Below are 25,250 nucleotides of genomic sequence, written 5' to 3'. Positions count from 1 at the left end.
ATTCATTTATTTAGGAATGTGCTGGGGATTTTTCAATAAATCACGTATCTCTTTTAGCAACTCTTCCTTCTGATCGACCTTCACTTCCGCTTTGACCTCTTCTTGGCGTTCCATTTTCTTATATAGGCGTATAATAAAGAATATGACGAGGGCTATGAGGAAGAAATCCACTACGTTATGCAGGAACACTCCATATGTAATGACAGCGTCTCCAACCATAACTTTTAAGTTCGTAAAGCTGATGCCACCAAGCAATATACCTAGAAGTGGCATAATGATATCATCCACCAGGGATTTGACGATTTTACCAAAAGCAGCACCTATAATGACCGCCACTGCAAGATCTATGACATTTCCTTTCACAGCAAACCTTTTAAACTCCTGCCACATTCGCATTCTCCTTTTATTTATGATGTCCAGGCACTTTGCCTGTCAGGATTAGTTTGCCACAATTATACAAATATATATGGTAGGATGACTTTCTTTCTGCTAGACTAGTCTTTCAGTATTACAAGGCAAAAGGAGAGATGTATGTTGTATCCTATCAGAATTCGGGCAGGCGCTATTATTGTGGAAGAAAAGCACATTTTACTTGCAGAGTTTAAAGATGAAAACGGCCTTCATTACAACCTTCCAGCGGGAGGCGTTGAAGAGGGGGAATCGATTAAAGAGGCGGTAATAAGAGAAGCTTTTGAAGAAACAGGAGCTCAGATAGAGGTAGGATCTTTAGCGTTCACTTATGAGTATGCACCTCACCTAAACAATCACCTTTATGGACCAACACATACCCTTTCATTGTTTTTTTCATGTAGACGAACCTCCAGGACAAGCCTATCCCCCAGTCAGCCAGACCCTTCACAGACAGGCGTAAGATGGATCCCTTTATCAGAGCTTCACTCGATCGTTCTTTACCCTAAGATACACGACAGAATTCTTCAGCACGTTCGACAAAGTAGTCAGGAAGTTTTTATCGAAGAGAGTGAAATCATCAAGTAATAAATCTGTGTGATGACAATTGATTTCTTGTTCTTATTTGTCTTTCATTCTATGTAATGAGGAATACCTATCACGCATAAGAGCTGGCTTGGATTCATACCTGTAATCGGGCTGTTATGTTACGATGGAAGAAAGTCGATGGGAGGAATATCTATCATGTTTACGAAGATACCAAAAGAACAGAAAGACACAATGATTGAACGAATTCAGACATTTTATTATGAGCAGACCGGTGACGAAATGGGAGATTTAGGTGCTGAAAATTGGTTTGATTTCTTTATGAAAGAGATTGGTCCATACCTCTATAACCAGGGAGTGATGGATTCTAAAGATGTATTGATGGATAAGATGCTTCTTCTCGAAGATGATTTGTATGCCTTAAAAAGACCGGTCAATACTAGATGATCAATACATACAAAGGAGCAGGACATTGCAGTCCTACTCCTTTGTTACGTTATGAAGAACTCGATCATCAATTCGACCGTTATCATTAACAAGTTCAATCGTGACGGCTTCTTTATCTTTGTTCTTTATTTCACTCATCAACTTGTCAATCTCTTCCGGTTTTTTAATGTCTACTGTTTTCTTGACCTCAAACTCTTGTGGTGATTCTCCCTGTTTACGGCTCTTTAACTCCTCATCTGTATAAATCAGATCGGTTCCCAGGGCGTTTTTAATCGTGGTTCCTTGCAGGAAGAAACGGGTTTGAAACGGAGTATCCGGTTCAAGTGCTTTGTCTGTGAGCACTCCTGAGAATGTAATCGTATTGGCCTTTTCATTTATTATCACTTGACCATTCACGACCATTTCAGCAGCATTCCGGTTACATGCACTTAATAGAACGGCGATAAGTATTCCGGCGATGATTACTACTTTTGATCCTTTCACTAAGGTGTCCCCCTTATATGTATGTGCTATATTATTTTACCAAATGTTAAATGAAAAGTGCCAGAAACATTTGTTCTCGGCGCTTTTCGTCCTGATTTTTCATGCATGATAAGTGGAATTTGATGAAAGGGGATTTTTATGAAAAATTTATTATTGAGATAGAAGTCAGGGGACTTATTGAGTTGAGGTGTGTATTTTTTTGATGAAATTGAAGGCTGGTGGTGAAAGGACTTAGCATCCTATTTTTTCGTTTCATAACAATACGAAAAATCACTTGGTGGCCCGATCAATGTAGCCATGTTCACTCTTGTCTTTAGTACACAGAGTGCGTACCGATTTTCGATATAGCTTTTTTGATTCTTCATTATTTCGGTTTGATCATACCACCAATCGATGACATCCAATAAATCAACCCGACGATTTTTAAGATATCGATAGATTAATCATTTCCAATAGAAAAGCAAAGGAACCTTAGATGAACGGTATAGGAATATCGTTTTATATATCGGCCTGATGTCTTCATGAACATGAGGGAAATTTAAGTTTTTCTAAAGAGCATAAAAAGAATTCCTATTCATTACTTTCTGAGATGCTTATTACATACAGCTTTAAGGATAAACATTTTTTCCTGTACACTTAACATTCTCCAGCATTTAGCACGAATAATCATAGTGATTTCCCCTCTCCTTATTTTCATCATCTATTACTTACTTCTCTTTACCTCCATCAAAACTATTACAAACACTTCAATTTGCTACATATTTACAAACAAAAATACTTTCTCCGACATGTTGCCCTATCGAAAAAAGTATTAATTGAAAACGAATGTCAATAAGTATAGGTAATTGTAGAATTTCTTTTTAAAAAGATTTTGTTTAAATTTGAAATCATGTTTAAAAATGTTTAATACTAATAGTTGTTCTCGTGGAATTGATTGGGATAACAATATTTACAGAGAAAGTAGTAGTTGATTTCCGCTACAGGACGCTCGCTTTCCTTGTGGCGGGCGGTGAGCCTCCTCTTTGCTGTGCTCCTGCGGGGTCTCACCTGTCCAGCTCCGGCGACTAGCCCCTCGAGGTCATAAGCTAAATGGTCCAAGAAGGCAAAGAACGCCTTCTTAGGCCCATTCATCTTATGCTTGTCGGGGCTGAGCAAGCCGCTTCCGCTTTTCGGACTGTCCAGCTAATCCCGCAGGAGTCGAGCACCTGCAGCGAGAATCAACTTTCTCAGCATGATTTTTTTCTAAAACTACTTTTAGAAAGTTTTAGAATACAGCTTATTAAAAGGACCATTTACGAAAGGAGTTTCACAAAATGGTGAAGGACCCTGGCTGTTAGCCCCCATATGACCTTGTCTTCATAGTAGTAAAAATGTTCTTTCATAGTTCTCGCTTGCCAGTTGTAATTTTCTCCACCCGGGATTTGTTTGAACGGAAAGCTCTCTTCTGGCTCCATCTTGAACTTGATGTTATACAAGTCCGGTTCCCTTTCCTGTAGATAGGTTAAAGGTGTAGTAAAGATTTCTTCCACCTCAGCTTGATTCGGTTTTAATTCTTTTAAGGATACATTTATCTTGCCTACGTATGGATAAATGATTGTCCCAAAAGGAGACACGATATAATCGAGTGGATACACATCTGAAATGGTGTCGGTATGAATTCCCAGTTCTTCTGATGTCTCACGAATAGCTGCTGCTTTCTCATCTGAATCACTTCGATCTATCCTCCCTCCAGGAAAACAAATTTCCCCTGGTTGTCTTCTCATATTTAAGGAACGAACTTCAAATAAAACATGCGTTTGGCCGTTGACCTCAATCAAAGGAAGTAGAATAGCATATTCAGAAAATGTTTCACTTCCAAGTACTCCGGGTGTTCTCTCTTTGAATAGCTTCAGTATCTCATTCACATCCATTCTATTCCCCCCTTTTCACCTAATCTATTCTATGATTTTCTTTATTATAGTATGAACAAGAAGCAAGACCAAACTATACGTTTCCCCACCATCCTATTCCATTCTATCTATAACTCTATTGTGTACTGAAGTAATCTTAGAAGACCATTTTTCCAATTGGAGCTGATCTGTCTGGCCCGACCTTCATTTATTGCTTTTAATCACAAACGAATAAACATCCTGCTGAACTTCTCGGCAGGATGCTTTGTTTCTTATTGTGGTTCCGGTTTATTTCCTTTCCATTCCTGAATTCCATCATCCTCGATGATCCCCAATGTTACGTCCGCAATATCCGGGTCGCTCATTAATTTATCCTGTATGGCGAATTTAATATCATCTGCTTCAGAAAGTGGTAATCCTCTTTTCAGTTCAAGATACGATTCAACATGATAGTATCGTCCTTCCTGAGTGACTCTTAGTTTAAAGATATCGATTACTGCTTCGTGCTCAAAGATCGCACTTGCGATTCGGTCCTCGACTTCCTTCGGGGCAGCAACTCCTATCAGACCGACCATGTTGTCATATCCGACCCTGAAGGCCACTCCTACCATGAGGAATCCAATGACAATGGTGACGATTCCATCCAAAAGCTGATAGGCAGAGAAGTAGGACACCAATACTGCAATCAGGGCTAAGATAGCCCCTGAAACAGCGACCAAATCCTCATAAAATACGAGCCTTGTCGGTGGTGACGCACGCTTTACGTTTTTAAACGCTCCTGAGAAAATTCCCAAACCCGTGCTTTCAGCTCTTGCTTCCTGTCCGATTTCCTTCATTACTTTATAGAGAATGGCACCATCGATAAGGATATTTAGTAGTAATACAGACACATTCAGCCATATGCCCTTCACCTCAGCGGGATGTTTTAGTAAATGAATCCCTTCCCGTATGGTTTCATAAGCCATAATGGAAACAACGATAACCGCAACCATACAAAAAAGATTGATGACTCTTCCGAATCCTGTCGGAAATTTCTCCGTCGGTTGTTTCTCAGAAAGAACACTTCCAATAAATACAAAACCTTGATTCACTGCGTCAGCTAATGAATGCATTGACGAGGCAAACATTGCTCCACTTCCACTAACGAAGTAGGCTATTCCTTTTGCAATCGCCAGAACCCCGTTCCCCACCATAGCGAAAAACGATGACTTGTTTCCCTTCTTCACCAATAAAAAAAAGGATTGATTCCCCACATAGCACACCACCTATACTTAATTCTTAACAAGTAGTATCTCACCAGAATGAACTTTCATAAGTCAATTGACGAACCTTTTCAGCTTTTCTATACTGTAACAATGAATGTATAGATGATTACATGTAAAACGAATTTATTTAGGTCAGGAGAACAAAACATGGATTTTACTATTCAGAACCTTTCCTTCTATTTAATACAAGTAGAGGGCAAAGGCGAAGAAGCCGATAAGCGGCATAAACATTTTCAGACGTTAACTGGAACCGAGTATGAAGAAAGTCCATTAAAAAGCTTTTTAGATGGAGAACTAACCAAAATTGTGAAGCGGAAAGTAGACCGACATTCAAAGTCAGAGTCTGCCCCAACAAAAATTGGACGATTTGTAGTGGAACCTGGTCATGAGCTGACTTCCAATCCGAATTATAATTTATTTCACCGCACCCGATATGCCGAAAACAAAGAGGACTTTCGCGAAGCCTGTGATCAAATCGTTCAAATGTACATAGAAGCGAGCGCTATCCGCGGTGGAGCATTCCTCGTTGCGACTGCAAAGCTGACGAAATTTTTTGATGATCCGTTTGTGTTCATTATGAAATGTGATTTCGAACCTAAGGTTGCCACCATAACCGATGAAGCGACTCTGATTCACAATGTCGAAATGGCGATTACGACGAAAAACATGAAATCCATCCAATATCCCTATATGCCTGAGGAAGGCATGATGGACTCTGCCGAAATCAAAATCCATCAAGCATCACACGCCAGATACTTTGAAGATTTCTTGAAATGGGTAGAGTATGAAAAGTCCATGCCCGAAATCGTGAAATCCCAAGTTTACGGGATGGTGAAGGAACATATTTCAGAAACCTATGCTGAAGAGAGTGATGAACGTGTTGAATTTGAAGAAGCGGTGGAAGAATGGGCAATCAGTCCAAAGCGGGAGCTTCAGGAGAGGTTCACAACTGAACAAGTGGTAGAAGCCACCTCCCAAATCGTCGAGCAATCACCTGAAGTCGAACTTAAGGTGAAACTTGATCATGTCTCTGTTAAAGCTCTTCTTTCCGACTTTGGTGACAGCATTCATCTGGCGAAAGTGAACGGTCGATATGTATTGATGATCGAGAGCGATTCCGTCATGTTTGAAAAAGGCTTCTCCCCTCTTGAATTTTTAAAGCCGGATGAGCTGCATGAAGTGATTCAGCGAATACAAGAAAAAGAATAAGTTGGGCCATGTGAAATACATGGTTCTTATTTTGTTTTTTATAACATAAGTTCTTCCAGGGGCTCTGTCAATCAGTGTGTGTGCTAGATAAAGACAGACACCAATCGTGACAAAAAAACAATCTATTACAAAGCAGAATTTCTAGTACACAAGCAGATTTCTAACACTGATCTCTTTCAAAAAGTTGTATTCTATAAGTTGATTGTTTTCAATTTAGATTTTATTAAAAAACTCATGCTGAGAAAGTTGATTCTCGCTGCAGGCCCTCGACTCCTGCGGGAATAGCGGGACAGTCCGAAAAGCGGAGGCGGCTTGCTCAGCCCCGACAAGCATAAGATGAATGGGCCTAAGAAGGCGTTCTTTGCCTTCTTGGACCATTTAGCTTATGACCTCGAGGGGCTAGTCGCCGGAGCGGGACAGGTGAGACCCCACAGGCGAAGCCGAGGAGGCTCACCACCCGCCCCGCGGAAAGCAACTACTACTTTCTATGTAAAATAGCAACAAAGTTTAGGAATAGAACTTTACAAAAAAATTCAAAAAACTCTTGTCTAGGTGAAGGATTTCCCATAAAATTTAGTAAGAAAATTCTTTACATTTTGAATAATTGGGGATGAAACATGCTTACTTCAAAACAGCTTCAAGACATTAAAAACCTGCAGAGCGTCTGCGAAAAACACGAAGATATAAATTTAAAACTAAACTGGGATATGCTTAAAAACCGTACAAACAGCCTGGATGATTTTCTTCTTTACAAAGAGGATCAACTGATTGGATTTTTAGGTTTGTACGGCTTTGGTGAAATATATGAATTATGTGGGATGATTCACCCGGATTACCGTAAACAGCAACTATTTCAAGAACTATTCCAGGAAGCCATCCAGTCACTAAGATCACGATCTGTTCAAAAGCTCTTACTAAATTCTCCCGGCTCATCAGCTTCCGGAAAGGAATTTATTGAGAGAATAAAAGCCTCTTATGATTTTACAGAATATGAAATGAAGTGGAATAAAAAAAGCTTGTCCTTAAACAACTCTGATCTTCAATTAAGGAAAGCTTCTGAAAAGGATATAGAAACGATCATTGACCTTGATGAAAAATGCTTTCACGTTGTAAGGTCTGATGCTGAATCCCATACCAAGAGATTGCTTGAAGAATCAGGGGAAGGCAACTTAATGATTGTATATAATGGAACAAGCGTAGGGAAGATTAGAATCCAACGAGTGGACAATCGTAGCTTTATTTATGGCTTCGCTATCCTTCCCTCCCATCAGGGAAAAGGCATCGGTAGAAATGCCCTTTCTCAAGTCGTGATGAAGGAATCCGAGTGGACCAGGGATATTTACCTGGATGTAGCTGCTACGAACAGAAATGCACTTAAGCTTTATGAATCAAGTGGATTTCAAACCTTCTATAGTCAGGATTACTACCAGTTTCCTTTATAAGATTGAATCACATTATAGAGTAAAGCACAGAGGTATAGACCCTGTGCTTTTTTAACGGTAAAATTTATGTTCTATTTTCCACGTGTCGTCAATGGTCAAAACACCATGCGAGAAGTAAGGGAGTTTACGCTTATCAGTGGGAGATCCGGGATTAAACAAAAGTCTCCCTTTCATATAGCGGGAATATGGGATATGTGAGTGACCAAAGACGATCAAGTCTACCTCATCAGAGACGAACGCTTCCAGAGCTCTTTTTTCCGTTGTTTTTCCCTTCCCGTCTCCGTGCACCACACCAATTTTCAGTCCTTTTTTCATGATGATTCTTTTTTGGGGAAGAAACGCCTGAAGATCTGCATTATCTACATTTCCGACAACGGCAATCAGTTCTCCGTACTCTATAAACTCTTTATAAACATCAAGGGTTTGAAAGTCTCCGGCGTGAATGATTAAATCACTTTTCCTGAGATCTTCCACCAGAATTTCCGGAAGCCCTCTCCTTTTTTTAGGCATATGGGTATCGGACACGACTATAATCTTCATCTCATGCTCCTTTTGGTTTCACTGTGCTTTCTCTTTAATTGTTTCCGTTCTATTTCAATTTGGTTAAGGTCAATTCGGTTAAACAATGGTGTTGTTGCTTCAATTCTGATCTCTAACGGCAAAGATACCGGCGCCCACACGGATTGCCCGATCATCCCCAGCTGATCAGCCAATTTTGAAGAAGTAAAGGGTAAAAACGGCTGAATGAGATTCCTTAAATTACATAATACGTACAGGAATTCCTCTAGTACCTTTCTCCCTTCCACCCTATCCTCTTTTAATACATTCCACGGTTTCATTTCATCAAAACGCTTATTCGACCATCGAATAAATTCGAATGCTTTTTCAATTCCCTGTCGAGTGTTCCCTTCTTCAATCGATTGGCCAACCGAATAAAATGTTTCGTCTATTTTATCCTTAACAACATTAGGTACAATAGAGAGCATAAGGTTATGACCAAATTCTTTCCCATAAAATTTTAGCGTGCGTTGAACCAGATTCCCCAGAGCTCCCAGCAGTTCACTGTTATGACTATAAATAAATTCTCTCCAGGAGAAATCTGCATCTCTCTTTTCCGGTGCATTAATGGTGAGGAAATACCGAATGGAATCTGGATGATAGTCATTGAGAAGATCCTTCACCCAAACAGCCCAATTGCCGCTCGTAGATATTTTCCTTTTCTCAAGCGTCAAGTATTCATTTGAAACCATATAGTCAGGAAGATTCCTTTCGCCAATTCCTATGAGAATGGCCGGCCAAATAATACTATGAAAAGGGATATTATCTTTTCCATGAACATAATAGGAAGTGGTTGCCTCCTGCCAAAAGTCTTTCCACTCTCGCTGATGCTCCCTCGCCCAGTTTTTTGAAGCACTTAAATATCCGCTCACTGCTTCTATCCATACATAAATTTTCTTATCTTGAAAACCTTGAATCGGGACCTTCACCCCATTTTCTAAATCCCTTGTCACCGGTCGGTCATGCAAGCCCTCTTTTAAATAGCGTCTCGTGAGCTGAAGAGCATTATCTCTCCATCTGGTACCGTTATCCTTCAGTAATTGTTGAAGAGGTTCCTGCAATTTAGAAAGAGAGAAATATAAATGCTTTGTGGTTTTAAGCACCGGTTCTCGACCACAGAGCTTACAGTTTTTATCGATTAAATCAGTCGGGTCTAGAACCGTCGAGCATTTATCACATTGGTCACCTCTTGCCTTCGAGCCGCAAACGGGACAGGTTCCTTCCACAAACCGATCCGGCAAAAATTGATGATCATGCTCACAATAGGTTTGCTCCACTTCTTTTTCATAAAGCCAGCCCCGTTGATAAAGGGTGTTAAAGATGTTTTGGACTTCTTTATGATGATGTGAGTGATCTGTTCTTGTGTACTCATCAAAATTAAAGCCTAAAGCGTGGAAACACTCCAGGAACTCGTTGTGAAATCGATTAGCGACCTCTTCAATACTTGTTCCTTCCTGTCTAGCCCGAATACCAATGGGGGTTCCATTACAGTCACTTCCTGACACATAGAGAATATCCTCCCCCTTTAAGCGGTAATATCGGGCAATAATGTCCCCTGGTAATAGTGCTGCGATATGCCCTAAATGTAATGAGCCATTTGCGTATGGCCAGGCGCCACCAATAAATATAGTCATGACCTTTTCCTCCTCCTGAACAATATAAAAAACAAAAACCCCTCGTCCTTAGATATCAATCGACATCTAAGGACGAGGGGTTGAACTCGTGGTACCACCTTAGTTTATAGCTTGCTTACACAAGACTATCTCAGCAAGTACGGAGCAAAAAAAAGCCCTTATACCGTGACATTGATAACGGATGCCCACTCCCGTTCTACTCTACACCAAAGCGGTTCGAATAGAATGCTCCGAGACCATTTTCCATAACGAGTTACCCTGCTTCTTTTCAGCTTCCGAAGCTCTCTGATAAGGGACTCATCTACGTACTCTTCTCTTCAACGCAAACATGATTTTATTATATTATGCCACTTTTTCAAAAAATTGCAACATCGCTTTCAAGGTTTTATTTGTGTGTATTAGTGGAAAGGTGAACAGACGATCCTATTTTATAAGAACAGATTTCAACAAAAGAGGTGATGCCCTGTTGTTTTCATTGCAAAAGCAATTCAAGCGTCCGAAAGGATTACTCGGCTGGCTTGTCGGAAAAGTAATGGAATTCGATAATCGAAAAATTAATAATTGGTCCATTAAGCAATTGTCCATTAAAGATGGTGATCATATTCTGGAAGTAGGCTATGGGACGGGATATTGTATCCATCGTATTTCCACTCGTTTTCCTAAATCGCTTGTAGATGGGGTTGATATCTCTGAGACAATGAAGAATGCTGCACGGAATAAGAATGAAAAATCCATTGAGAATGGAAGAGTTCGCTTATTTGTTCATGATATTAGTCAATTTGAATTGAACAACGTTGAGTACGATCGGATCTTTTCCGTCAATAACTATCCCCTATGGAAGGACCAGAAAAAATCCCTTTCACATTTATATAATATGCTAAAAAAAGGTGGCATCCTTCTTATCACCGTCCAGCCACGTGGGGATGAAGAAAGGGATAGCAGGGCGAAACACTATGGCGAAAGTATTTCTGAAGCCTTGCATGAAGCTGGCTTTAAAGATATCACTCTTTCTTATAAGAATGTTAAACCCGCTTTAACGGTATGTGTGAAGTGTGTGAAGTAAAATTGCAAAAATAAGAAACCTTCTGAAGAACACATTTCTTCAGGAGGTTTCTTTGCTTTATTGTTTACATGTTATTTAATGGCTCTTTTCGCAAAGTTTGTGGCTATCTTAGAGAAGATAGTAGGAGTTGATTTCCGCTACAGGATGCTCGCTTTCCGCGGGGCTGGCGGTGAGCCTCCTCGGCTTTGCCTCCGGGGTCTCACCTGTCCAGCTACGGGGCTTAGGGGCTCGAGGTCATAAGCCGAGTCTGCCAAAAAGGCAAAGAGCGCCTTTCCGGCAGACTCGTCTATGCTTGTCGCCCCTGGGCAAAGCCCCGTAGCTTTTCGTACTGTCCAGCTATTCCCACAGGAGTCGAGCATCCTTCCGCTCCAATCAACTTTCTGAGCATGTTTCTTTAAAAGAAATAATAAAAACAATAGCTTTTAACAAACAACCTCTTATAAGGTGAGTAGAGGTTAATATGGTATTGAAGAAGAATTCTGTTCTCTATTTAGAATGTTTTTTGACACCTTCTAGATCTGTCACGAAAAACCTCTTAAAGATGGTGAGGGGAACTGCGTAGACTCCTGCGGATGTAAGATCGTGCCGAGACCCCGTTCGGCTAAGCTGAGGAGGCTCGGCCGAACGCTAGCTGCAAGCGAAGCAGTTCCCCTCACCATCCAGCACATACTAATTGACAGAGCCCAAGCATACCATTTGAAAGAAAAAACAATCTTTGCGAAAAGAGCATATTTAATCGACTTTAACCCGTACAAATCATTAATAAATTCCCGTTGATATCTCTAAAGTTAAAATAAGAAAAGTCGGGAAACGTGATGATCCCAGATTCAATTGTGACTTCCTTTTCATGAAAGTCTTCTCTTATTTTTCCATTTGAGGGGTATGGAAATTACAGATTGGAACATTTGAAGAAGGTGGAGTGAATCCTTTATCCTCTTCAAGAGTTAGTGATGTTTCCCCCATTTGAAAAGTATATACGGGAAGCTCCTCAATCTCTTTATACTGCATAGGATCGATTTCGAAACCTAGTACTTTTTCGTACCAATCCACAGACTCCTTTAGATTAGCCACGGGAATAAACACTGTATTCAGTTTTCTTTGAATCATATAAACTCCTCCTTATGTAGCCGGCTTTTCCACCAGGCGAAAATCAATTTGATTTCCGTGAACTTTAAGCTGGGCTCGGATTCCGTTTGGAAGGATAAACATAGGGTCAGTATGACCGAAATCAAGATCCGTAACGACTGGGATTTCATACCCCTCTGTAACACGGGATAAAATGCCGGCTAGTTGATTTTCTTTAAAGCTAACGTGATCATGAAAGCGTCCAACGACAAGACCATTAATTTTAGAATATACACCTATGTGTCTGAGTTGTGTTAAGTATCGATCAATTGACGACGGGGTTTCCTCTGGATCATCTTCAATACATAATATGGCACCATCGAGATCTGGAAAGTACTCTGTACCTGCGAGAAGGAGCATGGTTCCCATATTGGCTGCAATGATTTTAGCTTCTGCTCTCCCTTCTTTGACTACACGAGGTCCCTTATTTTCAATTTGTTCTCTTAATTGATTGTCTTCTTCGTCCCACCACAAATGTTCCATTACATAGGAAGTAGAGGCGGAGTAATCTACTCTTTCGCTTTGTACAAGTGATTGGAAGAAATGTTCCTTTGTATATGAATGGACTCCTCCATATTCTCCAAACTGAGGCAGAACGGCAGGTCCAAGATATGTAGTGAGGCCGGTCTTTTGATAAATCGCCATGTGGAGTGCGGTTATGTCACTGTAGCCGAGGAAAACCTTTGGATTTTTTTGGATTAAAGAGAAATCAAGATGATCCAGAAGTTGATGAGAACAGGTTCCTCCTATGGTGGTGATGATGGCTTTTACATCATGATCCCCGAAGAGATGATGTAGGTCCTCCACTCTTTCCTCGACGGTACCAGCCATATATTCTTCTATTTTCAACGTGTTTGGCGCTACTTTTACGTTAAAGCCTAACCTCTTAAGCTCTTCAATTCCCCTATTCAATCTCTTTGGGCAATGAGCAGCGACTGGAGAAGATGGGGAACAAATCCCAATCGTATCCCCTATTTTTAATCGATTTGGAATCGTCATCCTTTTGACCTCTCTATCGAATATGTCTTATATTGTCAGATTAATAGAAATAGTTGTTTAATTCAACCTTAATCTCAGGTTTTCTAATCCAAATATAAAACAGTCAGCCCTTATAGGACTGACTGTTACCATTTTACTCTTCAGTGTTGCCTTCTTCAGTATTACTTTCTTCTTCCATGTTCTCTTCGGTTTCAGTGCCTGTGTCTTCCTCTGTGTCACTGCTGCATCCGGCTGCAAATGTTACTACTGATAGAGCTGTCATTAACATTAATAACCACTTTTTCATACTTTTCATTTTCATAGCCTCCTATTATGATGCTTTGTTCAACTACATCTCTATCATACTGATTTCAGGAGGAAAAAGAAGGATATTTACCTTTATTTAACATACATTTAGAATCTGTTAATCTATGCTGTCATTTATTTACGAAGAATTCAGTAATCTTTACAAATTTAATGCATTAGCCTTTGAAGCACTGATTAATTCTTTTATTTCATCAAACGATTCATGCTGAATCAGATCAATTACTTTGCTTCCAACGACTACTCCATCACAATACTTACTCATGGCTCGCACATGTTCAGGAGTGGATATTCCAAACCCGGCGAGTACGGGGACCGGACAGTTTTCTTTCAATTTATTTAGGTGATCTGAGATATAGTTGCCAAATCCTTCTCTCGTTCCAGTAATACCATTAATCGTAATAGCATAAAGGAACCCTTCAGTAACGGAAGCCAATTCCTGAATTCTCTCTAACGGACTCGTAAGCGATGCTAATTGAATAATGGCTATTCCATATTCTTGAGATGGTGCCCGAACTAAGTCATGATGTTCAAGTGGCAGATCAGGAATGATTACCCCGTCCACCCCTGCACTCTCACAATCCCGAAAGAATCGATCCACTCCATATTTGTAAATGGGGTTAATATACGTCATAAAGACTAACGGAATGCCAACTTCCTTCCTGCTTTCCTCTAACACTTCAAAAACCTTTTGCAGTGTCGTCCCATTCTCCAGTGCCCGCTTCCCTGCCTCTTGGATGGTAGGACCGTCGGCAACGGGATCCGAGAAAGGGATCCCGACTTCAATGGCCGTCGCCCCACTCTCTTCCAGTATTTTCAAGGTTGAAATCAAGGTCTCAAGACCCCCATCCCCTGCCATCACATAAGGTATGAACAGTTTATTTCCTTTATCCAGATCAGTTTGAAGCGTGTTTTCAAGAAATGATTTACCCATGTTGACTACCTCCCAGTAACTCTTTCACTTGTTCCACATCTTTATCCCCTCTGCCTGATAAACAAATCACTACTGACTCTTCTTTCTTCATTTTTTCAGCTAATTTTACCGCATAGGCTACTGCATGTGAGCTTTCCAGTGCCGGTATAATTCCTTCTGTCTGGGACAACTGCTTGAATGCATCTAACGCTTCCACGTCTGAAATGGACGTATATTCCACTCTATCAATGTCTTTCAAGTAGCTATGCTCCGGCCCGACACCAGGGTAATCAAGTCCTGCTGAAACAGAATGGGCTTCTTGAATTTGCCCTTCATCATTTTGCAGCAGGTACATCATGCTTCCATGAAGGATCCCGACAGACCCCTTTGTTAATGTGGCTGCATGTTTGTCGGTTTCAACCCCACTTCCAGCCGCTTCCACACCGTATAAGTCAACTTCCCTATCTTCAATGAACGGGTGGAACATTCCGATGGCATTGCTGCCACCTCCAACACAAGCGACGATGGCCTTTGGCAGGCATTTTTCCTTTTCGAAGAATTGTCGCTTTGTTTCTTTCCCGATCACACTTTGAAAATCCCGGACCATTTTAGGAAATGGGTGTGGCCCTAACACGGAACCGATGATATAGTGTGTGTCCTCTACATTTACGACCCAGTAGCGCAAGGCTTCATTGACTGCATCTTTTAATGTGGCACTTCCCTGGTTGACACTCACCACTTTCGCTCCCAGTAACTCCATTCTGAATACGTTGAGCTTCTGTCTGCGTATATCTTCCTCCCCCATAAAAATGACGCAATCCAGGTTTAATAGAGCGCATACGGTTGCCGTTGCTACACCGTGTTGTCCTGCTCCTGTTTCCGCCACGATTTTTCTCTTGCCCATCCGTTCAGCGAGCAGGGCCTGACCGATTGTATTATTGATTTTGTGAGCACCCGTATGATTGAGATCCTCACGTTTTAAATAGATTTTCGCTCCCCCGACCTGTTTGCTTAGATTTTCAGCAAAGTAGAGTGGATTTTCTCTTCCTACATAATCCTTTAAGTAGCTTTGAAATTTCTCTTGGAATTTTTCATCCTTAGAGGCTTCATCATAAGCCTTTTCCAATTCTTGAACAGCCTTCATCAATGATTCTGGAACGAACCTTCCACCGAATTGCCCGAATAACCCTTTTTGATCTGGATGCGCGTATATCATCTCAATTCCTCCTTCATTGGTTAAAAAAATCGTTACACCGACTTTGCCTCTCGAATAAATGACTCTATCTTTCCTCTATCCTTCTTCCCTTCCGTCTCTACACCACTGGAAACATCCACCATATAGGGACGGACCTTGGTGATCGCCTCCCGAACATTATCCCGATTCAATCCACCGGCAAGAATCAAGTGTTGAGGGATGTTTAGTGCATGGACATAATCCCAATTAAACGTCGTCCCATTCCCTCCACGATGAGGCCCCGTTCCACTATCCACCAAAATCATCTCTCCACCAAAGTGTTCGATCCCATCTATATCTTCTTTTTCCTTTATCGAAATCGCCTTGATAAATGGATGATTGAGACTATCACAAAATTGAACTGATTCATCTCCATGAAGTTGTACGTAATCTAGATTTACTGTTTGGAATATTTCTTCCATCTTCTCTTTAGCCTCATTTACAAACACACCAATTTTCAATATATGCGAAGGTAGTGAGGCACTTATAAATGCCGCTGATTCCACGTCAATTTTTCTTTTACTATCAGCGAACACAAATCCTATTGCATCAGCTCCTGCTTCAATTGCCCAGAGAGCCTCTTCTTGCCTTTTAATTCCACACACCTTTACTTTGGTCATTTCACCACGCCTTTTCTCACTTGTAAGGAGGCAAGCTTAGTTGCAGGGTCATCACTTCTCATTAACGTCTCTCCGACCAGGACCCCATCCGCACCTGCGTTTACGACTCGTTGACTGTCTTCTTCATTTCTTATTCCACTTTCACTTATGAACACGATATCTGTTCCATTTACCATGGAGCCGAGAGTTTCTGTGATCAGGAGATTTACTTCAAAAGTTTTCAGGTTACGATTATTCACACCAATTATAGTTGCACCTAATTCCATTGCGACATTCATTTCTTCTTCATTATGAACTTCTACCAGAACTTCCAGGCCAAGCTTCGTAGCATAAGAATATAATTCTTGTAATCTGTTTACATCCAGGGCAGCTACGATAAGAAGGATGACATTTGCCCCGGCGTCTTTTGCACGATCTATCTGGATTTCATCGATAATAAAGTCTTTACAAAGAATAGGGAGGGAGACTGCATTACGTACATTCGCCAGATCTTCCATACTTCCTTTAAAGAAAGGAGTATCGGTTAATACCGATATGGCACAGGCTCCCGCTTCTTCATACTTCTTTGCTTGAATCACCGGATTCACTTCTGTTCGGATATCTCCTTTTGATGGAGATGCCCGCTTAATTTCAGCAATCACCTGTAATCTAGAAGCTGATTTTAATGCTTCATATAAGGAATTACTGGGAGCCCCCTTATAATAATAGGATTCATACCCTGCATTCTTTAACTCTTTAACTTCTTCTTTCTTTTTTTCAAGAATGGTTTGTAGAATGGTAGACACTTAAATCACCTGCTTTCGACGTTGTTGACTATAGCGAACCAATGAGTGGAGCTTTTCTTTTGCACGACCGCTTTCTATACTTTCTCTGGCAAGCTTTACACCTTCTGCAAAGGTGGCCGCTTTGCCATGAGCGTACAGACCGATTCCTGCATTGAATAAGACCGTATCAGTGTAAGCCCCTTCCTTCCCATTTAACACTTCTTCTAAAATAAGGGCATTGTCTCCCGCGTTCCCTCCACGGATTTCTTCGAGGGAATAATAAGGAAGGCCGACATCTTCTCCTGTTAAAGTGAGTGAAGTAGTTTCCCCTTGATCCAGCAGAACGAGATGATTTTCTCCTGCTAATGAGGCTTCATCCATGTAATCAGCTCCATTAAGCACTATCGCGCGTTTTCTGCCTAATTCACGTAAAACATGGGCCATCGTTTCTAATTTATCTCTTCTATATACCCCAAGGAGTTGAGTTTCCAGGTGAACCGGATTCGTTAATGGTCCAATGAGATTAAAGATGGTAGGAATCTTTAATTCTTTCCGGACCTTCATTACCTTTTTTAAACCTGAGTGAATATGGGGTGCAAATAGAAAAGCAATATTGGTTTCATCCAGTAAACTTTCCACCTCATGAGAATGAAAATCAAGTGCTACCCCTAAATGTTCTAACACATCAGCACTACCGGTTTTACTGGAAATACTTCTGTTACCGTGTTTCGCAACCTTCACCCCAGCCCCGGCAAGTACAAATGCACTCGTTGTACTAATATTAAAGCTTTGGGATCCGTCTCCACCTGTTCCGCAGTTATCCAATATTCCTGGTAATGTGCTTTTAATCGGCATCGCTTTCTCCCTTAAAACTTCAACAAGAGCGGTAATTTCATCTACAGTTTCCCCATTCATTTTTAATAGGGTCAGGAAACATGCGATTTGACTATCCGTTGTTTCTTCAATGAACAATTTTTCAACTGCCCTTCTCATCTCTTCTCTCTCTAATGAATGACCGTTAGATAGCTTCTGTAGATAGGTTTTCACGGTTATTCTCCTTTCTCATCTGAACTAAAAAGTTTTGAATGATTTTCTTTCCTGTTTTCGTACCGATGGATTCCGGATGAAATTGAACCCCGTACATTGGATACTTCATATGCTTTATCGCCATGATTTCTCTATCATCCATGGACAAAGCGACAGTCTCTAATTGTGTCGGCAGTGTCCCACTCTTAATCACCAGGGAATGATATCTCATCACCTCTAATGGTTGTGGCAGATATTCGAATACTCCACCGCCATTGTGTTTAATGAGGGATATTTTTCCGTGCATGACTTTCTCAGCCACTTCGATGGTTGCCCCGAATGCTGCCCCTATTGCCTGATGCCCTAAACAAACACCTAAAATTGGCACGCTAGCATGAAGATTCTGTATAATCGAGATGCAAATCCCCGCATTTTCCGGCTTCCCTGGACCAGGTGAGAGAATAATACCAGCAGGATTCAATTTCTTAATTTCTTCTAATGAAATAGCATCATTCCGTTTTACGATTACTTCTTCACCCAGCTCTTCTATATATTGATACAGGTTATACGTAAAGGAATCATAGTTATCAATAAGAAGGATCATCCTGTCACCTCCAATAATGATTTAGCTTTATTCATTGTTTCTTCATATTCACTGGCTGGGTCAGAATCGTAAACAATCCCTGCGCCGGCTTGAACATAAGCTGTTTTATCTTTAAGAACCATCGTCCGTATGGCAAGGGCAAAATCCACATTCCCGTTCACCCCGATATACCCGACGGCACCTGAGTACACGCCGCGCTTTGTGGTTTCAAGTTCATTGATGATTTGCATCGCCCTGATTTTCGGTGCTCCGCTGACGGTACCTGCCGGTAAGCAGCTTGTTAATGCTTCAAGTGGTGTTACTTCTTCTTTTAATTCACCCTTTACTTCCGAAACGATGTGCATGACATATTTATATCTCTCAATCGTTAAGTACTTTGAAAGGTAAATCGAGCCGATCTCACAAACTCTGCCTAAATCATTTCTTCCTAAGTCAACCAGCATTCGATGTTCAGCGATTTCTTTTTCATCTGTAAGTAATTCCTTCTCGAGCTCCCTGTCCACATCATGTGTTTCTCCCCTTCTTCGTGTTCCTGCAATTGGATTCGTGGTGATTTCCCTCCCTTGAACTTTCAGCAAGCTTTCCGGTGATGCACCCAATACGACATAGTCCTCGAAATCAATGAAGAACATGTAAGGGGACGGGTTAGATTTCCTCAAGTTTCTATAGAATGAAAATGGATCACCTGAAAAGGACGCCTTAAGTCTTTGAGAGAGCACGACTTGAAATATCTCACCTTCTCCTATGGATTGCTTTGCCCTCTCCACCTTTTCCATGAATTCACCTTTTGAGGTTTGAGCATGGAAGGAAAGGCGATCTAGTTTCTTTTTATGAGTTTTCAAATACACATTGGTCAGCTCAGCCTCGACTTCCTTCACCTTTTTATCCAGGTCTACTTTTTGATCCTCTATCCACTCATTCATGACGACAATAAATACCTTGTGCTCCAGATGATCAAACACAATGACTTTTTCATAAAACATGAGATGAATATCCGGCATCTCCAATTCATCTTGAGGAGTTACACCGATTTCTTCGTAAAGTCGAATAACGTCATATCCTAGGTATCCAATCCCCCCACCAGTAAAAGGAAAAGGCGCATCCTTTAGTTCGTGGGAAGGAATAAGGTTTTGAATGATTTCGATGGGATTCCCCACTATTTCCTCTATTTCATTTGCAGATGATTTTTTTAACTGTACGGTATTTCCGTAAGCTTTACATTCTAAAAATGGATCACTCCCTACAAATGAATACCGACCGGATTGTTCATGCTTCAATGAGCTCTCTAATAAAAATTTCTTCTTACCTTTTAACGATTGAAAAAGTGAAATGGGTGTAAATATGTCTCCGTTTAATTCTTTCACCACATAATCCAATGCTTGCTGTTTCATCATTTCATGCCTCCAATTCAGTATTTCCACTTATAAATCAATAAAAAAAGTCCCCTATGAACAGAAAGATCTGTTCATAGAGGACGATGCTGACCGCGGTGCCACCTCTGATTGGGATACTTTGACGTATCCCCTCTTGATTCAAGTACAGGGCATTACTTAACCCGATACTCTATCCTTTTAACGGTGGAATTCCGTACGATCCTACTTTCAATTCGGATCATCTCTCATAAGTCCATTCCAGACAAGCTATCATGCTAAGGTCTCACCGTCCTTAACTCTCTGTAATGCATCACTTGAATGTACTCCTCTTACTCAAACGATTTATCATTATTCAGTTATAAAAAAAGGGCATCCCTATCCATTTACATCATGTAAAGGACGAGATACCCGTGGTGCCACCTTTGTTGACTGCCTGAACAGTCCACTCAATCGTATCGAAGCGGTTTGCTTGAATACGCGTCTTTTGTAACGATAAGACATTCGCCAAAGCCTACTTCCTAAAGTTTCGGTTTGGAGGCTCGGAAGTCCATTCCCAAAGATCGTCCACACTGGTTCTCACCAACCACCAGTTCTCTTCAGTGTCGATCAGAGGTACTCCTCTTCGTCAAAGCCATTCGCTCATTTAATTAATTGTTTATTATGATAATAGGTTTCTCCCTGAATGTCAACTATCAATATACAAAATAGTCTTCAGCCCAGATCTAACTTGTTCACACAACGGTGATCATCATCGAATCACAAACTGGTTTATAACCGATTTCCATATAAATCTTATTAGATGTCGGATTATCTAAATCCGTATAGAGTGAACAGAATGAATGATTTTTCAATAGCAACCGGCTCAGTTCGGCTACGACAGAAGAAGCATACCCCATTTTCCTATATTCTTTCGGTGTATACACAAAATTTATGGTTATGCCATGATCCGTTCTTCTCGCTCCTCTTGCCATGGAAACGGGCTTTCCATCTACTTCCCACAAATACACATACATTTCGTTTTCAATCATATCCCTTGAACGCAGGATAGCCTCTTTATCAGTTAGGGGATTTTCTCCTGTATCCTTTACAAATCCTATTAACCATTCGGCAAGAAGGGCTTTGTGTTCTTTGCTTACTGGAACCATTTTCCCATCACTCAGTGGAATATCATTCACCTTATTCAATTGGTACACACGCTGGTTCATACGCACATGGAAGCTCGATTCCGTTTCTTTACACCAGGCGTGGGTTAATTGAAGGGCAGTTTCTTTCTCAGCAATGAAGCCAGGAAAGGTAATATGGGAATCCTCACAAAACATTTTGAGTTGTTCAACTATTTGAGGCATGTCTTTCTTCTCTATCTTTAGCGTACTTACCAGGTAATGCGGCGGTGTCATGATGAATGATCCAACCACGGATCCCTTCCCATTCTCCACTAATAGAAGCAAAGGATCCTTATATTTGTGACTAATTTTCATAGTGTTCAGTAAACCTAATGGTAAGTTATTCGCTGCCTCATCTTCTATTAGAAAAGAATGAACCCTTTCGTAATAATGAGCTGTGTTTATATACTGTGTCAGCTTATACATATTATCACCCCATTATAAAATTCGATTTGCATGATAGGAATCCCTTCTTTATTTTCGTGAACTCCTACCTGTAATGGAATGAAAAACCACAAACTTTACGAAAAAAGAGCCCTAAAAAAAGATGGGCGGGCTAAACCCATCCATCTTGCTTATACTTAGATTGAGTAAACAGGGAAACGAGTACATACATGAAAAAGGAAATGATAATTGGAAAAATCACCGTGTGCATATCCAGATAGTTAGGTGCGAAACTGTGAAATAAGATGTACGCTACCAGTCCTGATAGCATTGAAGCAATGGCACCTTGGGCATTTCCTTTTTTCCAATATAAACCTAAAACAATCGGCCAAATAAAAACAGCTTCAAGGCCTCCAAATGAAAATAAATTAAGCCATATAATCAACTCAGGAGGACTCAACGCCATAAGAAAAACGAGAATTCCCGTTATACTTGTCACCCAAAAGCTAATCCTTTTGACTTGTTTTTCCTTTGCATCCTTATTGATGAAATTCATATACACATCTTTCACAATAGCCGAGGATACAATCAATAATAACGAATCCACTGTCGACATGATAGCCGCCATCGGAGCAGCCAGGACAATCCCGGCAAGCCATGGTGGAAGAACTTCTAAAGCAAGAAGAGGCATGACTTTATCAGCCACTTCTATTCCAGGGACCACGACCCTTGCAAGCACACCAATTAAGTGCATACCGAGCATAATGGAACCGACGACAATGGTTCCGATTATGATCGCTCTGTGTAAGGACCTGGAATTCTTATAGCTCATGGCTCTAACTGCCACCTGAGGCAATCCGACAACACCAACGCCCACTAAAATCCAGAAAGAAGAAATATAGCGGGCACTTAATTCTCCATCATGACCATGAGGACTTAATAAGTTAGGGTTTTCCGCTTTCAATCCCATCATGATGTTCTCCATGCCTCCTCCAGCGATGATGGTGGCAATCAATAGAATAATGGTCCCTCCAAGCATTACCACCCCTTGAATTGCATCCGTGATGGCAACCGCACGAAAGCCCCCAATAATAACGTAAACAAGGACCGATACGGCAAACAGGAAAAGAGCACTCTCGTAGGTTAACCCGGTTAATGATTCAATGAGCCGTGCTCCCCCTACCCATTGAGCAATCATGGCTGAGAATAAAAATACGATGATACTAAAGGCAGATAGAATTGTAATCTTATTGCTGCCATATCTGCCTTGTAGATAATCGATCAATGTAACGGCCTGGTATTTCCGGGCCATAATCGCAAACTTTTTCCCGAGTATAAGGAGAACAAAATAGCCTGTTGCAACCTGTGACATGGCTAAAAGAACCCATGATAAACCATATGTATATGCTGCGCCGGGTCCTCCGATGAAACTACTGGCACTTCCATAGGTCGCAATCATGGTCATTGCCAAAATAAATCCGCCAAGCTGACGGCTTCCCAAGAAGTATTCCTGAACGAAGGAATCTGCTCTACTCACATTTCTAGCCGTATAAATACCCACAACAAAAATCAAGATTAAAAAAGCAAATAAGGGAATCAATGCCATACTATTCATGATCATCCTCCTCATCGTCAAAAGGAATGTCAGTAAGCAGGTACTTTACGACGATGATCACTAGCAATATCATAAGGAAAAAGCCAACGATGCAACTGTAAAAAAACCACTCTGGCATACCGAGGATCCAATCGTAATCTGAAACCGGTTGAACACCTAATCCGAATGCAAAACCATACCACCATAAGAAATTTATCAGAACAAGTGCTATTCCTATCAGTGCCTCGTAACCAGCAACCCTGAACCGTTTATCTTCTTTATGATTCACTTACTCTTATCCCTCCTTAAAATACAACATCCTTTAACAATTTACGACAGGAAGAAATGAAATGCAATATAAAAAGACAGACCCGAAGCAGATGCTACGGGCCTGTCTTTTTATATCTAATAAAGGGGGTTTTTCATGAACCATTCTCTCAATTGAAAGAGGGGGAAACTCTTTTGTTCAAATGAGAATGATTTTCAATATCATTGTAATCCCTCTAATAATAAATGTCAACATAAAACTTTTATTTATAGAAGGAAATATTTGGTGTCTTGAAATGTGAATTATGGTAAAATTCTAAATTAAGCTCATATTATAGAGATAGAGAATCGAGGGGGATATGTTTGAAAGAGAAATTCAAATCATTTGGAATACCTTTAGTGTTAATGGTTCTGTTTATAGGGGCACTATTTCTCCACCAGCTTTTACAAGTCAAACAACAACCACAGCCTGATTGGAGTAGATCCATCCCATTAAACTACACTTCTGAAGAACGCCCTGTTATCTTTAATGGAGATGAAGGACTCTTCTTTGCCAGTAACGGGAAAATTACAGGGTTAACTATGGAAGGATCATTTGATTCAACCAAAAAAACAACGCTAGACACCAGCGTTACCCGGGGCCATCCTTTTTGGACAGACGGTACGAAGGCCATTCAGATCAAGGATGACAAGTTAATCTCTACAGAGAGTAATGTAGTAACGACGATTGCAGAGGAAGCAACAGGGATCAGCACTGCAATGAAATCTGTGTACTTCTGGAATAAAGAGAACCTTTTTTCTCTTAACCCTGCTGATTTGTCAGTGAAAGAGGTTTTCAGCTTTTCTAATGAAATCCTAGAAGTCTATATTGGAAATAATGGCAGTGCCGTATTACAGGTTAGACAAGATGACGGTCACTCTCACCTGTACTACATGAATGATACGTTACAAGTAGTGAATGAGCCATTAGCAATTGTAAACACAGCAACGAATCATCATATTAATGGATTAACCTTTACTACAGAAAACAATCAATTAACTCTTCTTTATAATGAAGAGATGCGAGCCCAGGGAACTTTGTCATATAAGATTTTCAAGTTGCATACACCGATAGATGAAATAGGATCTTCTATTTTGAAGCCCACAAAAATTGATTTTACGAACAAAATGTCAGGGGGCAAACTTCAAAGTCCAAGAAACGCACAACTACTTTCCATTAATGGAGAAAAATCCATTCTTTTCACATCTGAAGGTCATCGGGTTGGGGATGAAAATGCGATTAGTCTATATGTAGCACCTTTCAGTGACTCTAACCAATTAACAGCGGCTCCAGTCAGTACAACAAACCATTTTACGTATTTTCCACTTCAACTCACTAATAAGAGCATTGCCTGGTTGGATTATGATGGAGATACGTATGAATTATTTGGCGCTTCACAGGATGCACAAGTTATCGCCAATAGCACTGAATGGTCGAAACGAAGTGTCAAAGAAGCCGTTAACAATTCCGTACTTATGATATTCAGCAGCTTAATCACGATTATGGTTTCATTCTATTGGGTATTGCCTTCCCTATTTCTTTTAATTCTGCTTTATATTTTTAAACCAAATATATTTGAGAAAGAAGAGATCAACTGGGTTGAATATGCCTCTATCATTATGTTTTTAGTAATGCCGATAACATTCATCACTAAAGCGATGGGGGATTACTTCTACTTTGCTGCTCCCGAATACCTTATGTTTTCAGGAAGTGAGTATATAGTATTACTCCTTATCAGCGCCATTACTTCACTACTATGGAAATTGGGGAGAGATCCTGACTGGGGTACTTTTGGTGGAGTATTCTATTTCATGGGTATTTACATTCTTCTTTATGCCACTTCAATTGGGCCGTATATTTTTAATTTATTTTAATGATAATGGATCAAAGCGCTCAG

25 protein-coding genes and 3 other annotated features are annotated in these 25,250 nt (G+C 40.6%); of the genes, 6 read left to right on the top strand and 19 right to left on the bottom strand.

Annotation, left to right across the window (positions count from 1 at the left end; genetic code table 11):
- Positions 1 to 6: 6 nt before the first annotated feature.
- The gene (gene mscL, locus AC6CIB_RS01185; RefSeq protein ID WP_498277496.1) at positions 7 to 390 is read right to left on the bottom strand and encodes a large conductance mechanosensitive channel protein MscL; all 384 of its coding nucleotides are present in this window, start codon (positions 388 to 390) and stop codon (positions 7 to 9) included.
- A 141-nt stretch (positions 391 to 531) separates the two neighbouring features.
- On the opposite strand from mscL, the gene AC6CIB_RS01180 reads away from it, so the two are divergent.
- Together AC6CIB_RS01180 and AC6CIB_RS01175 are read left to right on the top strand one after the other, a co-directional pair.
- A complete protein-coding gene (locus AC6CIB_RS01180; protein ID WP_498277495.1) occupies positions 532 to 996 on the top strand; it encodes an NUDIX domain-containing protein in 465 nt (154 codons plus the stop codon).
- Between the two features lie 156 nt (positions 997 to 1,152).
- A complete protein-coding gene (locus AC6CIB_RS01175; protein WP_498277494.1) occupies positions 1,153 to 1,401 on the top strand; it encodes a DUF2164 domain-containing protein in 249 nt (82 codons plus the stop codon).
- Positions 1,402 to 1,434: 33 nt separating this feature from the next.
- On the opposite strand, the gene AC6CIB_RS01170 is transcribed toward AC6CIB_RS01175, so the two are convergent.
- From AC6CIB_RS01170 to AC6CIB_RS01160, 3 genes are all read right to left on the bottom strand, one after another.
- Entirely contained in the window at positions 1,435 to 1,884 is a 450-nt protein-coding gene (locus AC6CIB_RS01170; protein ID WP_498277493.1) for a hypothetical protein, read from the bottom strand.
- Between the two features lie 1,292 nt (positions 1,885 to 3,176).
- Positions 3,177 to 3,794: an NUDIX hydrolase gene (locus AC6CIB_RS01165; protein WP_498277492.1), complete on the bottom strand. Its 618-nt coding sequence runs from the start codon at positions 3,792 to 3,794 to the stop codon at positions 3,177 to 3,179.
- Positions 3,795 to 4,045: 251 nt separating this feature from the next.
- Positions 4,046 to 5,026 (bottom strand): cation diffusion facilitator family transporter, encoded by a 981-nt coding sequence (locus AC6CIB_RS01160; protein ID WP_498277491.1) that lies wholly within the window; start codon positions 5,024 to 5,026, stop codon positions 4,046 to 4,048.
- Positions 5,027 to 5,185: 159 nt separating this feature from the next.
- Here AC6CIB_RS01160 and AC6CIB_RS01155 point away from each other — a divergent pair, with 159 nt between their 5' ends.
- Together AC6CIB_RS01155 and AC6CIB_RS01150 are read left to right on the top strand one after the other, a co-directional pair.
- Positions 5,186 to 6,247 (top strand): DUF3900 domain-containing protein, encoded by a 1,062-nt coding sequence (locus AC6CIB_RS01155; RefSeq protein ID WP_498277490.1) that lies wholly within the window; start codon positions 5,186 to 5,188, stop codon positions 6,245 to 6,247.
- A gap of 617 nt (positions 6,248 to 6,864) precedes the next feature.
- Entirely contained in the window at positions 6,865 to 7,689 is an 825-nt protein-coding gene (locus tag AC6CIB_RS01150; protein WP_498277489.1) for a GNAT family N-acetyltransferase, read from the top strand.
- 51 nt (positions 7,690 to 7,740) lie between these two features.
- Here the strand turns inward: AC6CIB_RS01150 and AC6CIB_RS01145 are convergent, their stop codons facing one another.
- Together AC6CIB_RS01145 and metG are read right to left on the bottom strand one after the other, a co-directional pair.
- Positions 7,741 to 8,229, bottom strand: a complete 489-nt coding sequence (locus AC6CIB_RS01145) for a metallophosphoesterase family protein (RefSeq protein WP_498277488.1) — start codon at positions 8,227 to 8,229, stop codon at positions 7,741 to 7,743.
- A complete protein-coding gene (gene metG, locus AC6CIB_RS01140) occupies positions 8,226 to 9,905 on the bottom strand; it encodes a methionine--tRNA ligase (RefSeq protein WP_498278602.1) in 1,680 nt (559 codons plus the stop codon). Before metG ends, AC6CIB_RS01145 begins: the two co-directional genes overlap by 4 nt.
- A 41-nt stretch (positions 9,906 to 9,946) precedes the next feature.
- Positions 9,947 to 10,211, bottom strand: a binding site (T-box leader).
- A 136-nt stretch (positions 10,212 to 10,347) separates the two neighbouring features.
- Here metG and AC6CIB_RS01135 point away from each other — a divergent pair.
- Positions 10,348 to 10,944 carry a class I SAM-dependent DNA methyltransferase gene (locus AC6CIB_RS01135; protein WP_498277487.1) on the top strand — a complete coding sequence of 199 codons (597 nt, stop codon included), beginning with the start codon at positions 10,348 to 10,350 and terminating at the stop codon, positions 10,942 to 10,944.
- 861 nt (positions 10,945 to 11,805) lie between these two features.
- On the opposite strand, the gene AC6CIB_RS01130 is transcribed toward AC6CIB_RS01135, so the two are convergent.
- The 13 genes from AC6CIB_RS01130 to AC6CIB_RS01070 form a co-directional block, all read right to left on the bottom strand.
- Positions 11,806 to 12,051 (bottom strand): VOC family protein, encoded by a 246-nt coding sequence (locus AC6CIB_RS01130; RefSeq protein ID WP_498277486.1) that lies wholly within the window; start codon positions 12,049 to 12,051, stop codon positions 11,806 to 11,808.
- Between the two features lie 12 nt (positions 12,052 to 12,063).
- Positions 12,064 to 13,068 (bottom strand): S66 family peptidase, encoded by a 1,005-nt coding sequence (locus AC6CIB_RS01125; protein ID WP_498277484.1) that lies wholly within the window; start codon positions 13,066 to 13,068, stop codon positions 12,064 to 12,066.
- A 133-nt stretch (positions 13,069 to 13,201) separates the two neighbouring features.
- Positions 13,202 to 13,363, bottom strand: a complete 162-nt coding sequence (locus AC6CIB_RS01120) for a hypothetical protein (RefSeq protein WP_498277482.1) — start codon at positions 13,361 to 13,363, stop codon at positions 13,202 to 13,204.
- A gap of 150 nt (positions 13,364 to 13,513) precedes the next feature.
- On the bottom strand, positions 13,514 to 14,305 hold the full coding sequence (gene trpA, locus AC6CIB_RS01115) for a tryptophan synthase subunit alpha (RefSeq protein ID WP_498277481.1): 792 nt from the start codon (positions 14,303 to 14,305) through the stop codon (positions 13,514 to 13,516).
- Positions 14,298 to 15,500, bottom strand: a complete 1,203-nt coding sequence (trpB, locus tag AC6CIB_RS01110) for a tryptophan synthase subunit beta (protein ID WP_498277480.1) — start codon at positions 15,498 to 15,500, stop codon at positions 14,298 to 14,300. The genes trpA and trpB overlap by 8 nt, the downstream gene beginning before the upstream one ends.
- A gap of 32 nt (positions 15,501 to 15,532) precedes the next feature.
- Positions 15,533 to 16,138 carry a phosphoribosylanthranilate isomerase gene (locus AC6CIB_RS01105; RefSeq protein WP_498277479.1) on the bottom strand — a complete coding sequence of 202 codons (606 nt, stop codon included), beginning with the start codon at positions 16,136 to 16,138 and terminating at the stop codon, positions 15,533 to 15,535.
- Positions 16,135 to 16,923 carry an indole-3-glycerol phosphate synthase TrpC gene (gene trpC, locus AC6CIB_RS01100; protein ID WP_498277478.1) on the bottom strand — a complete coding sequence of 263 codons (789 nt, stop codon included), beginning with the start codon at positions 16,921 to 16,923 and terminating at the stop codon, positions 16,135 to 16,137. Before trpC ends, AC6CIB_RS01105 begins: the two co-directional genes overlap by 4 nt.
- On the bottom strand, positions 16,924 to 17,949 hold the full coding sequence (trpD, locus tag AC6CIB_RS01095; RefSeq protein ID WP_498277477.1) for an anthranilate phosphoribosyltransferase: 1,026 nt from the start codon (positions 17,947 to 17,949) through the stop codon (positions 16,924 to 16,926).
- On the bottom strand, positions 17,921 to 18,532 hold the full coding sequence (locus AC6CIB_RS01090; protein WP_498277476.1) for an anthranilate synthase component II: 612 nt from the start codon (positions 18,530 to 18,532) through the stop codon (positions 17,921 to 17,923). Before AC6CIB_RS01090 ends, trpD begins: the two co-directional genes overlap by 29 nt.
- The gene (trpE, locus tag AC6CIB_RS01085; protein ID WP_498277475.1) at positions 18,529 to 19,926 is read right to left on the bottom strand and encodes an anthranilate synthase component I; all 1,398 of its coding nucleotides are present in this window, start codon (positions 19,924 to 19,926) and stop codon (positions 18,529 to 18,531) included. Before trpE ends, AC6CIB_RS01090 begins: the two co-directional genes overlap by 4 nt.
- A 73-nt stretch (positions 19,927 to 19,999) precedes the next feature.
- Positions 20,000 to 20,251 (bottom strand) — a binding site (T-box leader).
- A 46-nt stretch (positions 20,252 to 20,297) separates the two neighbouring features.
- Positions 20,298 to 20,543: a binding site (T-box leader), on the bottom strand.
- A 93-nt stretch (positions 20,544 to 20,636) separates the two neighbouring features.
- On the bottom strand, positions 20,637 to 21,494 hold the full coding sequence (locus tag AC6CIB_RS01080) for a GNAT family N-acetyltransferase (RefSeq protein WP_498277473.1): 858 nt from the start codon (positions 21,492 to 21,494) through the stop codon (positions 20,637 to 20,639).
- A gap of 130 nt (positions 21,495 to 21,624) precedes the next feature.
- Positions 21,625 to 23,067 (bottom strand): sodium/pantothenate symporter, encoded by a 1,443-nt coding sequence (gene panF, locus AC6CIB_RS01075; protein WP_498277472.1) that lies wholly within the window; start codon positions 23,065 to 23,067, stop codon positions 21,625 to 21,627.
- Positions 23,060 to 23,335: a YhdT family protein gene (locus AC6CIB_RS01070; protein ID WP_498277471.1), complete on the bottom strand. Its 276-nt coding sequence runs from the start codon at positions 23,333 to 23,335 to the stop codon at positions 23,060 to 23,062. The genes panF and AC6CIB_RS01070 overlap by 8 nt, the downstream gene beginning before the upstream one ends.
- 341 nt (positions 23,336 to 23,676) lie before the next feature.
- Here AC6CIB_RS01070 and AC6CIB_RS01065 point away from each other — a divergent pair, with 341 nt between their 5' ends.
- Positions 23,677 to 25,227, top strand: coding sequence for a hypothetical protein (locus AC6CIB_RS01065; RefSeq protein WP_498277469.1), 1,551 nt, complete (start codon positions 23,677 to 23,679; stop codon positions 25,225 to 25,227).
- The last annotated feature ends 23 nt before the right edge of the window (positions 25,228 to 25,250 follow it).

This window comes from Rossellomorea sp. GQ25 (genome assembly GCF_059758515.1).
Note: the sequence above shows the minus strand (reverse complement) of the source record. Positions and strands in the feature narration are given on the sequence as shown.